Source organism: Roseobacter sp. OBYS 0001 (assembly GCF_019654895.1).
Taxonomy (GTDB): domain Bacteria; phylum Pseudomonadota; class Alphaproteobacteria; order Rhodobacterales; family Rhodobacteraceae; genus Roseobacter; species Roseobacter litoralis.
Genome location: NZ_BPES01000001.1, coordinates 1110262 through 1120258, shown reverse-complemented (window position 1 = coordinate 1120258; position 9997 = coordinate 1110262). Strand labels below are relative to the sequence as shown.

At 57.4% G+C, this 9997-nt stretch carries 14 protein-coding genes and 1 pseudogene; 10 read left to right on the top strand and 5 right to left on the bottom strand.

Annotation, left to right across the window (positions count from 1 at the left end):
* A pseudogene (locus tag K5Q35_RS05445) lies at positions 1–248 on the top strand (TetR/AcrR family transcriptional regulator); the annotation flags it as partial.
* Positions 249–569: 321 nt separating this feature from the next.
* Here K5Q35_RS05445 and K5Q35_RS05440 read toward each other — a convergent pair.
* From K5Q35_RS05440 to K5Q35_RS05425, 4 genes are all read right to left on the bottom strand, one after another.
* Positions 570–1472 (bottom strand): helix-turn-helix domain-containing protein, encoded by a 903-nt coding sequence (locus K5Q35_RS05440; RefSeq protein ID WP_220798725.1) that lies wholly within the window; start codon positions 1470–1472, stop codon positions 570–572.
* A complete protein-coding gene (locus K5Q35_RS05435; RefSeq protein ID WP_220798724.1) occupies positions 1469–1840 on the bottom strand; it encodes a helix-turn-helix domain-containing protein in 372 nt (123 codons plus the stop codon). Before K5Q35_RS05435 ends, K5Q35_RS05440 begins: the two co-directional genes overlap by 4 nt.
* Positions 1841–2002: 162 nt before the next feature.
* A complete protein-coding gene (locus K5Q35_RS05430) occupies positions 2003–2626 on the bottom strand; it encodes an ATP-binding protein (RefSeq protein ID WP_220798723.1) in 624 nt (207 codons plus the stop codon).
* A 191-nt stretch (positions 2627–2817) separates the two neighbouring features.
* Positions 2818–3126: a HAMP domain-containing histidine kinase gene (locus tag K5Q35_RS05425; RefSeq protein WP_148264345.1), complete on the bottom strand. Its 309-nt coding sequence runs from the start codon at positions 3124–3126 to the stop codon at positions 2818–2820.
* 295 nt (positions 3127–3421) lie between these two features.
* Here K5Q35_RS05425 and K5Q35_RS05420 point away from each other — a divergent pair, with 295 nt between their 5' ends.
* From K5Q35_RS05420 to K5Q35_RS05405, 4 genes are all read left to right on the top strand, one after another.
* Entirely contained in the window at positions 3422–3598 is a 177-nt protein-coding gene (locus K5Q35_RS05420; protein WP_220798722.1) for a hypothetical protein, read from the top strand.
* A 52-nt stretch (positions 3599–3650) separates the two neighbouring features.
* A complete protein-coding gene (locus K5Q35_RS05415; RefSeq protein ID WP_220798721.1) occupies positions 3651–4169 on the top strand; it encodes a helix-turn-helix domain-containing protein in 519 nt (172 codons plus the stop codon).
* A 379-nt stretch (positions 4170–4548) separates the two neighbouring features.
* Positions 4549–4860: a DM13 domain-containing protein gene (locus tag K5Q35_RS05410; RefSeq protein WP_220798720.1), complete on the top strand. Its 312-nt coding sequence runs from the start codon at positions 4549–4551 to the stop codon at positions 4858–4860.
* 148 nt (positions 4861–5008) lie between these two features.
* Positions 5009–5494 carry an acyloxyacyl hydrolase gene (locus K5Q35_RS05405; protein ID WP_220798719.1) on the top strand — a complete coding sequence of 162 codons (486 nt, stop codon included), beginning with the start codon at positions 5009–5011 and terminating at the stop codon, positions 5492–5494.
* A 25-nt stretch (positions 5495–5519) separates the two neighbouring features.
* Here K5Q35_RS05405 and K5Q35_RS05400 read toward each other — a convergent pair whose 3' ends face one another.
* Positions 5520–7034 carry a mechanosensitive ion channel family protein gene (locus tag K5Q35_RS05400; protein WP_259650469.1) on the bottom strand — a complete coding sequence of 505 codons (1515 nt, stop codon included), beginning with the start codon at positions 7032–7034 and terminating at the stop codon, positions 5520–5522.
* 101 nt (positions 7035–7135) lie between these two features.
* Between K5Q35_RS05400 and K5Q35_RS05395 the strand changes: the two genes are divergently transcribed.
* The 5 genes from K5Q35_RS05395 (at position 7136) to petA (ending at position 9997) form a co-directional block, all read left to right on the top strand.
* On the top strand, positions 7136–7312 hold the full coding sequence (locus K5Q35_RS05395) for a hypothetical protein (RefSeq protein WP_220798717.1): 177 nt from the start codon (positions 7136–7138) through the stop codon (positions 7310–7312).
* 662 nt (positions 7313–7974) lie between these two features.
* Complete coding sequence (locus K5Q35_RS05390; protein WP_220798716.1) at positions 7975–8415, top strand: DsrE family protein; 441 nt, start codon at positions 7975–7977, stop codon at positions 8413–8415.
* An 87-nt stretch (positions 8416–8502) separates the two neighbouring features.
* Entirely contained in the window at positions 8503–9093 is a 591-nt protein-coding gene (locus K5Q35_RS05385) for a rhodanese-like domain-containing protein (protein ID WP_220798715.1), read from the top strand.
* Positions 9094–9246: 153 nt separating this feature from the next.
* A complete protein-coding gene (locus tag K5Q35_RS05380) occupies positions 9247–9438 on the top strand; it encodes a hypothetical protein (protein WP_220798714.1) in 192 nt (63 codons plus the stop codon).
* On the top strand, positions 9425–9997 hold the full coding sequence (gene petA, locus K5Q35_RS05375) for a ubiquinol-cytochrome c reductase iron-sulfur subunit (protein WP_220798713.1): 573 nt from the start codon (positions 9425–9427) through the stop codon (positions 9995–9997). The genes K5Q35_RS05380 and petA overlap by 14 nt, the downstream gene beginning before the upstream one ends.

Genomic DNA, 9997 nt, shown 5'->3' with positions numbered 1-9997 from the left:
AAACGGCAACCCTCGTGCGCACAGGCTATGACAAGATGCGCCGCGCCATCGTCCATGCCCTGTCACAGGCACGCCCGGACATGGCACAGGATGCGCGCGCCCAACAGGCGCAACTGATCCTCACCGTCTACTCCGGCCTGCGCATCATGGCCCGATCCGCCAAAACCCTAGAAACCCTCAAACCCGCAAAAAACGCCGTCATGGAAATTTTGATGGACACGGGGGGAGGATCTCAAACGCCGCGCTGAAGTAGTGACATCCGCGTAAACGGCCTGCCGGGCGGTCGCGGCGGAATTGAACTGAACCACGCCGATGGCCAGACCAAATCCAGCCACGGCGACACATAGTAACTTGTTCATGGGGGCGGTCTCCTCATATCTGATTGCTGATCTTTATGATCTATCAACCACTTTGAGGGGCTTCTTTCAGAAGCGGGCGGGATCGTTGCATGTTCTTGCGATCAGGGGCGAAGACATGACGCCCCGCCACCCGAGCCCTGTGGCGTGTTTAACCAAGCGGACGCACGCGCCGCAGACATCTGGAATTGCGGTTTCGTCGTGGGGAGGTGATTACGTCTGCGCTGCCTTGCGCCATTTGCCGGGGGAGGTGCCGACGTGTTTTGTGAATGTTGCGGTCATATGCGGCTGGCTGGCGAAGCCGGTGGCGTAGCTGATGTCGGCTAGGCTGTCGGAGGTGGTGCGCAGCAGGTGTTTGACGCGGGCGATGCGGCGCTGGATCACGCATTGGTGGGGGCTTTCGCCCGTGGCGGCCTTGAAGCTGCGCCAGAACCCGAAGGGGTCACGGTCCAATTGCCGGGCCAGGTCGGTGAGGTCAAAATTCTGCTCCATCTCCGCGTCGATGAAACCGGTCAGGCGGGTGATCTCGGCCTGCGAGAGCGGCAGCGGCGCGCCCGCGGGTTTTTGAGCGTTGAAGACCGACAGCAGCTCATAGGCCAGCCGCAGCGCGACAGCTTCGGCGAGCACCCGCGACCCGGTCGTATCGCGGTGCGGGACGCGGTGCTGTTCCTCCACCAGGGCCTGCACAGCGGGGCGGATCCAGCCAAAGCGGGGTTCGAAGGCGCCGGTGGTGCCCAGACACGGGTATATCTCCACCACACGGGTAAACAGGGCGTTGTCGATGCCCAGCACGGTATTGGTCAGCGTGCCGGTGTAATCATAATTCTGCGCATTGCCCGCCGGCACAAATGACAGCGTGCCGCTGCGGATGTCCGCCTCATGCGTCTGGCCCGCGACCTCGGCCTGCAGCCGCCCCTTGGCGGCATTCGACAAGATCAACGTATGGACCGTTGCGGCATCATGTTGCGAATGGTGGCTCCCAAGTGTGAATTGCGCGCAGGCGGTATCGCCGCTGTCAGGTCGGATGGCATGGCTGCCCTCATGATGGTTTTCGGCGAAATCAAGAAGATCCTCGCCCTGCAACATCTTTTCCGTCGCTCTGAGTGCTTGTTTCATCCCAACCTCCCCGCGCGGTAGTTGTTGACGGAAATGCCCAGATGCGCGCGAAAGGCGGCATCCAGCGCGGCGGTGTCGACAAAACCGACCTTTGGGGCGATCTGCCCGGTGGTCATGTCGCGACCCGCGCTGCGCGACAGCTGCTGCACGATGCCGACCCGCCGCTCGGCGCGGAAGCTATCGATGCTGCACCCGGTCTCTGCGACAAAGCCATCGGCCAGACGCTGCGGGGGCACATCCACGGCGCGGGCCATTTCGGCAAGCGGGACGTCGCGCGTGAGGCTGTCCTCGATGAAGTCTATGGCGCGCAGGAACTGGAAATCCGACAGATCCATCGCCGGCGTATCCTGCGCGTATGGGGGGGCCATAAAAACCGATGATCTGGCGCGCCAGACGCAGACCCATCATGTCGGCCCGCACCATCACGGAGGGCAGTGACGGTGCCCTCATTTCAGAATGGAACACTCCGGCAAAGTTTTCGAAGCGGATCGCGCTGTTACGGGCGTCCTCGCCGGCCTCAAGCGCATGCATCATGAGGTCGGGGTGGATAAAGACATGCAGGCTGCACGCGTGCCCGCCGCGCAGGAATGCACCAGCCGGAATTCACCGCCCGCCCAAGTCAGCAATTGCCGCACCCTGTCGTGCCCGGACCCGGCCCGCCGCCGCGCACCGGTTTTTCCGGTTTTGCCTGCGTCAAACCAAGCCGCCATGCCATCCGGCATGCCCGGCCCGTTGTCCGCGATCTGGAAATACAGGCGGTTCTTATATTGCGTGACCAAAACGTCGATCCGCGCGCTGCACGGGGTTTCAACCGCGTTGATGGCGTTCTGGATCAGCTCCTTCAACACGGCAAAGAGGAAGGGTTGCGAGCAGTCAAGGTCGATCGGATCAAGGACATGCAGGTGGGTGATATTGCGCAGATAGGCCTGATGCGGCGGCACGCGCAGCCCGGATGCGATCTGTGTGAGGACCTGTGTCAGACATGCGGTGCCGCGGGGTTCCGATTTCCCCGTCTGATCCTCTGCCCGACTGTCAAGCTGTACCCGCCCCATCAGGGCGAGATCGCTGGCATGAACAGGTGAGGCGGGCGATCCGTGGGTTGGTTTGCCGGAATGTATCCGTGCCTCTCTGGGCAATACAGATGGTTTGATCATATTATCCTCCTGGGGTGGCCACAGTTTTTTCGCATCAAGCCAATGAATGCGCCCCGTCCGCAGGTCGGCAGGTGCGGACGGGACAATCCGAGGCGGTCAACAGGGAGAAAACCCGCCTTGTCAACTGTCTAATCGGGTGGAGTGACGCCATCCGGGGGAAGGTGACGGCATCTCAGACAGGGATTTAAAGTCTAGTCAAAATATGGAACGGGTCGGGGCTGCGGCTCATGGCCTGATCGCGCGTTCGATACGACCTTTTCCATCAGCTTGACCACCTCGCCGCACTCATGAAGCTCTGCGCGGCTACAGTTGATCGGGGGGGCGAGGTCGCGCTGGCAGATCAGCGCAATCTGATCCACGGCCCGCATGATGCGATCCGCCTTGAGGCGCACCGTCTCATCATCATGCCGCCCCAGCAATTCAGCCGCCAGACTGGCCCGGGTGAGCAGACCTTTGATATCATGGGCCACGCTGCGTAAGGTAACGCTGTCTTTTGTCATCTGAACCTCCTTGATATGGGGCTGATCAATGGTCAACTGCGTCGGCGTTGCAGTCAGGCTATGTGCAGAACAGGGGTCGTTTCTTCCACCCTCTTGCTGAATCGTCTTGCAGAATTGCTGTGTCGGCGACGTGTGAGTTGGGTCGCGCAAAGACCGGGCATATGCAGGTGCCATACCTCTCAATTTTTCGAAAATGTGACGCTGCGTGAAATACGCCCGCATCAGCGCCCTGTTATTCAAGCCACCGACATAACCGAGGGATGGCTGAGCAATGATAGAACCGGATGCTCATCGCATGTCGGTTCCGAAAGGCGATGATTTTCTGGACGTCCATCTCGGGAAATCTACGGCAAGCTATGCGATCTCAGGGTCGGAAATGCGGGGCGAGATCGCGCCGCCCTCTACGTTCGTGTTTCTGCCCGCGTGGGATGAACAGGAAATTCTCGCCACCAGATCAGGGTGGAGCGTTTAGATGACATTCGGCGCGGCCACGTCCGGCGCTGCCTAGTGAGAAAGTGATCGGATTGTCCAAGCCAAAGGCAATATATAATGCAGAAGACCCCGCATTGGTCGGAATTGCCCAGACGCTGGTGAACAGCTGGACCAATGGCATGACACTGCTGAGCGAACGGCAGCTCGATGCATTCGCGAGCCTCTTCCGTCTGCGCGTGAAATTCCTGCTATTGTCACAGGTGTCGGGGTTTCAACCGCAAGCCAACGCGACCGCCACCCGGATACAGGACGTGCTGGATTACGTCGAATGCAACCTCGCGGACCCGCTCCCGCTGGACAAGCTGGCCGAGTTTGCCAATCTGAGCACATATCATTTCGCGCGCGTCTTTCGCACCGCCATGGGCCGCAGCCCGCATCAATATGTCGTCGAGCGACGGCTCGTTGATGCCACACGCAGGCTGAGCCTGTCAGACGAACCACTCGCGGCAATCGCACATGTTTCGGGCTTCAGCTCGCAAAGCCACATGACCGACACATTCAAGAAGATCCTTGGTGTGACCTCGGGTGTCGTGCGCAAGAACTCCAACTAGGGCAAGACAGCGCGAGTGGGCGATGACTTCTATCAAGATCTTGCGCATGGCGGGGATCAGCGGGTGGTTTGGTTCGTTCTGGTAGTTTTTAGAACTTGAAGAAGCGAGTATAAAGTGATGTTTTATATTGAAATTACTGTCACTACGTGTCCGGTGGGCCCCGCTCAGAAATTCTGAAGTCTTATCACCGCAAGAGCACGAGGTTGGAACTAATGCCGCGAAAATTCCTCTAGTCTCGACGTGACGACTTTAGCTTCAAAAGTCGAAACACCCAGTTAGAAAGTGACCATAACGATGCTTGAAAAACTCCTCATTCCAGTCACAGCGACGATCGTGGCATGTGCACCGCTCACTGCTTTTGCGCAATAGTCGACAACCCATGGTACATTTTCGGGAGCCAGCGACCATATCACCCCGGGGGGGTGTGCAGGTCATCAAAACCGCTGATGGGGGCGCGCTGGTCATTCTGGATTCGGACTTCAGCCTTGATGGCGCGCCTGATCCGCGCGTCGGTTTTGGCAGGGACGGGAAATATGTGGCAACCAGTGATGTCGACAAGTTGAAAAACCTCACAGGGCTGCAAACTTATGTGGTGCCCGCGCGCATCAATATCGATGACTTCAATGAGGTTTACATCTGGTGCACGCAGTTCAACGTGCCCCTCGGTATTGCGACCCTGAATAGAATCTGAAGGTCACTTGTGCCGCGTTGCGACTGGCCATAGCATGGATTCGCGGCCGATCCCTATGAACATTCTGCGCTGTTAAACCCCTTGACCGGCGGCGGCTGCGCAGAAGTTTTGGCCCTTTTAGACAACCTTAAAGATGAAGACACACAAAATGAAATTCCTATACATATCAGCACTGTCTATTGCAGTCGGTGCAACACCGGCCACCGCGTCGGACATTGTGCTCGGCCTCGGGGCCAGCGATATCGGCTCTTCCTCCTCCGGGTCCCCCGCGTTTCAACTCGAATATCACACGAACCCGGTCCGCAAGTACCAATGGGGCAGCGTGTCGGGCCTTGCGCTCCTCCAACTCGAAGACGATTCAACCGTCTATGTCGGCGCAGGGTTGTCGAGCATCTGGAACCTGTCGGGCAATTGGTTTGTCGAGGGCAGCCTCGCCGCCGGGTACTATGATGAAGGCAGCGGCGGCATGGATCTGGGCGGCAACTGGCAATTCAGAACGCTGATCGGCCTTGGGTACAGGCTGACCAACGGATCTCGGATATCACTGGCCGTCGATCATCTCTCAAATGCAGGGATCGAGAGTCACAACCCGGGAAGAGAGACTGTTTCGATAAGGTACGCGTTTTCGTTCTGAAGAGAGTGGGACAGCGCCGTGCAGATTAACGCATCAGCGCATCGACCCTGCGCAAGATGTCCTGAAACGTGAGACGTGCAGGCGCATTGTCCGTCCTGAGCCGCATCTCTTCTGCGGTGTCCATTCTCTGCTTTACGATCCGTGCGAGCTCTTCACTCAGATCTGGTCTGTTTGTCAAAAGCGCCCGGATACACTCGATATGAACGCGAATGACCGTAACATCCGTTGCGGCGGCAAATTGCTGAAATGACGGGGCGTCTACGATCATCGCGTAAAGGCCATAGTATTGGCCCGGTTTCAGCTCGTCGATCGGCCTGAACGACATGCTGCCGGATTTGACACTGGTTTCTACAACACCATGTACAATGATATCAAAAGCTTGGGAGACTTCACCTTCGGCAATGATGGTGGTTCCCGCATCAAAGATGAGCCTCTCACTGGTCTGCACCAGTTGTTCAAGCTCTTCATCGGTCAGGAATTTGGCAATATCCAGTTTTTTGAGCGTCATAAGAGAAGTAGGGGGCTCTATCTTGACAACATCAGCTCTGCGCGAATGCAGCTCATATGTTTCCGGCGCGATCTGAATGCCTGCACTTTTCAGCGCATAGTGTATTTCCCGAAAGAGCTGCTCGCGCCCTGCGAACATGGACAGGAAGTTGGGGAAATGCACCCAAACCGTGTATACATACGGTATTGACGACGCATCTGCCAAACGCACAGCGGGAATTGGTTTCTTCAACAGCTTGTCGCATCGCAGGGCCGCTTCGAGTAAAAGAGATTTTGCCATGGCTGGATCGACGTCCGCAGGGATCTTGATTTCATACCACTCCGCATAGACGTGATTTGTTCCATGCATGTTGTTGATGCGCTGCTGTGCCAGAGTGCTGTTTGGCACAACGACGGTGGCGTTGTCCCACCCGCGCAGTCGCGTCGCACGCCAGTTGATGTCGATGATCTGACCTTGCGTCCCATCTTCCAGTTCGATCCAGTCGCCCAAGCGGAAGGGATGTTCCACACTCAGGGCGATGCCTGAAAAAAGATCACCCAGTGTCTTTTGCATCGCGAAGGCGATCAAAGCGGCGAGGGCTCCGGTTGAAAGGTAAATTCCGGTCACCGAGTAATCCATAATGTTGAAAAACGCGATGGCACTGGCCAGCAGAAATCCCGCGAACAGCAGGCCACGCTGAAGTCCGGGCAGATAAGTTGCGTCGTCATCCTTGCGTTTCGACAGCACGAAAAGCTCAACCAAGCGGGCGCAACACCACCCTAAAACCATCAATAAACTCAACAGGGTCAACGCGTTTATAAATTCGCTCAGGTCGCCAACCCCGAGCCACTTGTGCCCGTTGTACGTAAGGCTCCCCACGAGCAAGACCGCCAAGGGCATGACCACCAAGTCAACAGCAACGCTGAGTTTCGGGTATCGCGCATCCAGTGGCGCGTTGCGAAAGCTGAATTTGACTGCAAGCCAACACAGGGTGACCAAAGCAATCATCAAGGAAATCGCAAAATTACCTTCCAGCATTTCAAATGAACTCAAGAAATTCAAAGGTGTTCCCTTACTAAACGTGACCCGAGCCCATGGTTGTTCGTCTGAAACAACAGCCTGCTGGTTCAGGATTGATACCCCGGTGGATAACATTGAGCAAACGAACCGAGTTGTTTGCCGCTGAACCCTTGGCGTCTCCGCTGCCGCTCGCCGTGCCCTGTGCGCGGGACGTGAGGCAACCCTGTGCGGGCAAAGGCTTATGCAGCGATGAAGCGTTCCAGCATGTGCCGACGGGTGGCCGTCCTTCGGCGCAGGTCGGGATGTTCTGAGCACTGAAAATGATAAGATGTCCGGCAGGCCCCAAAGCGTGCCCGATCCTACGTGCATAGATCATAAGAGCATATGCCAAACGGTGCATCAGGTATCCCCGGTTTTGCGTGCACATTGGCCGATGCTGCATTGAAAACGCAGTGCCGTCTTTCATCATCGTGCGTTTGCATCGGTTTTTTGCTATCACAGACCGGCGCGTGCTTGCCAAACATCTGGTGGGGAGGGGCGCGAGATCAGGCGCCGCCATGGTGAGATGCGGCCTTGCACCGTAGGCTTCGGAAGATGCGTCATGCATCAGTGGTCTGTCCGGATGCGGGCGAGCAGAGCTGCTTTACGACACTCGTGGCGCAACCCTCTGAGCCGTGCCGCTGAGATTAGACCTATAATTTAGCGTCAGAAGTTCCGTGCGTTCAGTGATCTTGTCACCGTCATTCCGGGCCGTTGTCCTGCATCATTCCCTGAGCAATGCAGGAGATTCGCTGTGATACATCCCATCAAAAACCGACCGATCCACTTTGTCCGTTCGGTTCATGTGCTGCAGCACTGACGACCCCGTCGGTTTTTGCATTCTCCCGCTCAGCCGGCGCCGTTTTCGGTCGGCAGTGCAGGCGAATTTTCAATCACCGAAATCCCACAAACACCCATCCTATGGAGATACCAAATGAAAAGACTTATTTTGGCCACCGCGGTTGCCGCAGTTGCAGCCGCATCTGCAGTCTCCAGTTCCGAGGCTGAGGAAAAGCTCGTGACCATCGTTACCTCGCCAGATGCGCAAACACAGCTGATGGCCATGGTTTTGACCATGCAGGCTGCGCAACAGGGCGCTGATACGCACATCATGCTCTGTGGCCCGGCGGGCGATCTCGCCTTGAAGGACGCGCCTGCAAGTGCCACCGCAGGCCAGCCGCCACGCGACATGAGCCCGCAGGGGTTGATGCAGATGATCCGGGACAAAACCGGTGCGACGGTTGAGGTCTGCGCGATCTATTTGCCGGGCAGAGGGGCGGATCAATCCGTGCTTCTGGACGGGATTGGTGTCGCCATGCCCGACGCGATGGCGCGCCGTCTGATGGACGATGACACCCGCGTTCTCAGCTTTTGATCTGCACCAGCATCCGCAAAACAGTCGCGCGGACCATCACCGTGCGACTGTGCCTCTCTTAACCGTTTACATAAGCAAGGACAGGAAATGACGTTCAACTATCTGACTGGAGTGGCGCTTGCCATCGTTCTGCCTTTCACCGCGCTTGCTGCGCCGGAACCCGCTGATCCCGCCCGGCAAACGCCCTGGGGTCTCTACCTGACGTCTCGGGAAGCCTTTGAGATGAAACAAGTTGAGGGCGACAAGGTTCTGTTCGTCGATGTTCGCGAGCCTGTCGAAATCATGTTCACCGGGTTCACGGATGTTGTCGATAAGAACATACCGTTTCTGCTGGTGAACCCGTCGCAGTGGCATGCTGAAAAACCGGTTCTGAGGATGGAAAAAAATCCGGATTTCAGCGCGGGTGTTCTGGCCGCCCTAAAGGAAAGAGGCCTTGATAAATCCACGCCGATCATTCTGATGTGTCGGTCTGGCGGCACAAGGGGTGCACCCTCGGCGCGCGCATTGGAGGGGTCAGGCCTCAGTCAGGTCTATGTCGTGGTTGATGGCTTCGAAGGAAGCACTGCCAAAGACAACCCGAACGGACCCTTCCGCTCGGTAAACGGTTGGAAAAACTCAGGCTTGCCTTGGGGGTACCAACTCAACCCCGACAAAATCTACATGCGCGCTGAGGAGTGACAGAACCCTTGCGTGCCACGTGCCAAATGCAACCCAAGGTGATGGATATCCCCGCAAAACCGACATGTCAAAAACCTGATCTGTATGGTGACTTAATCACCGTCTTGGATGCCGTGTATCAGGTACTCTTGATGGGAAAAGGAGACGACACCCATGAACTTTCTTGTGATGCTCACGCTGTTTCTCGTTTTATCACTGGTGATCCTGTTTTGGCTCCGGTCGCTTTTGCACCCGATCCGGAAACAACAACCCGCACGCGCGGATCGGCGGTTTGCAACGACCCGGATCGACACTACCACCCGAGACACCCGGCGATCAGGAGGCACATCAGATGTCAACCGTTGAAGAACCCGTCGAAACCCGTCGTGACTTTCTCTATTTTGCCACCGCCGGGGCAGGGGCCGTTGCAGTTGGCAGTGCTGTCTGGCCTTTGGTGAACCAGATGAACCCGTCTGCGGATGTGCTGGCCCTATCGACCGTGCGCGTTGATGTGAGTGGGGTTCAACCCGGCACGCAGTTGACGCTCAAGTGGCAGGGCAAACCCGTTTTCATCCGGGCGCGCACCGAGGAAGAGATCGCACAGGCCCGCGCCACGGACCTGACAGATTTGCCCGATCAACTGGCACAGAACGCCAATCTGGCGGGCGATGCGGATGCTGCTGACGCAAACCGCGCCCTGTCAGAAGATGGTGTCTGGCTGGTCCAGATGGGCATTTGTACCCACCTTGGCTGCGTTCCGTTGGGCGAGGCGGGCGATTTTGGCGGCTGGTTCTGCCCCTGTCACGGCTCCCATTACGATGTGGCGGGTCGGATCAGAAAAGGACCTGCGCCCCGCAACCTCGATATTCCGGTGGCGTCTTTCGTGGATGATACGACAATTCAACTGGGCTCCAATGAAGGTTGA

Coding starts and splice junctions, on each gene's coding strand:
- K5Q35_RS05430 (WP_220798723.1), bottom strand. CDS start 2,626: ATGATCAAACCATCTGTATTGCCCAGAGAGGCACGGATACATTCCGGC.
- K5Q35_RS05380 (WP_220798714.1), top strand. CDS start 9,247: ATGAACTTTCTTGTGATGCTCACGCTGTTTCTCGTTTTATCACTGGTG.
- K5Q35_RS05385 (WP_220798715.1), top strand. CDS start 8,503: ATGACGTTCAACTATCTGACTGGAGTGGCGCTTGCCATCGTTCTGCCT.
- K5Q35_RS05420 (WP_220798722.1), top strand. CDS start 3,422: ATGTCGGTTCCGAAAGGCGATGATTTTCTGGACGTCCATCTCGGGAAA.
- K5Q35_RS05440 (WP_220798725.1), bottom strand. CDS start 1,472: ATGAAACAAGCACTCAGAGCGACGGAAAAGATGTTGCAGGGCGAGGAT.
- K5Q35_RS05405 (WP_220798719.1), top strand. CDS start 5,009: ATGAAATTCCTATACATATCAGCACTGTCTATTGCAGTCGGTGCAACA.
- K5Q35_RS05410 (WP_220798720.1), top strand. CDS start 4,549: ATGGTACATTTTCGGGAGCCAGCGACCATATCACCCCGGGGGGGTGTG.
- K5Q35_RS05425 (WP_148264345.1), bottom strand. CDS start 3,126: ATGACAAAAGACAGCGTTACCTTACGCAGCGTGGCCCATGATATCAAA.
- petA (WP_220798713.1), top strand. CDS start 9,425: ATGTCAACCGTTGAAGAACCCGTCGAAACCCGTCGTGACTTTCTCTAT.
- K5Q35_RS05390 (WP_220798716.1), top strand. CDS start 7,975: ATGAAAAGACTTATTTTGGCCACCGCGGTTGCCGCAGTTGCAGCCGCA.
- K5Q35_RS05435 (WP_220798724.1), bottom strand. CDS start 1,840: ATGGCCCCCCCATACGCGCAGGATACGCCGGCGATGGATCTGTCGGAT.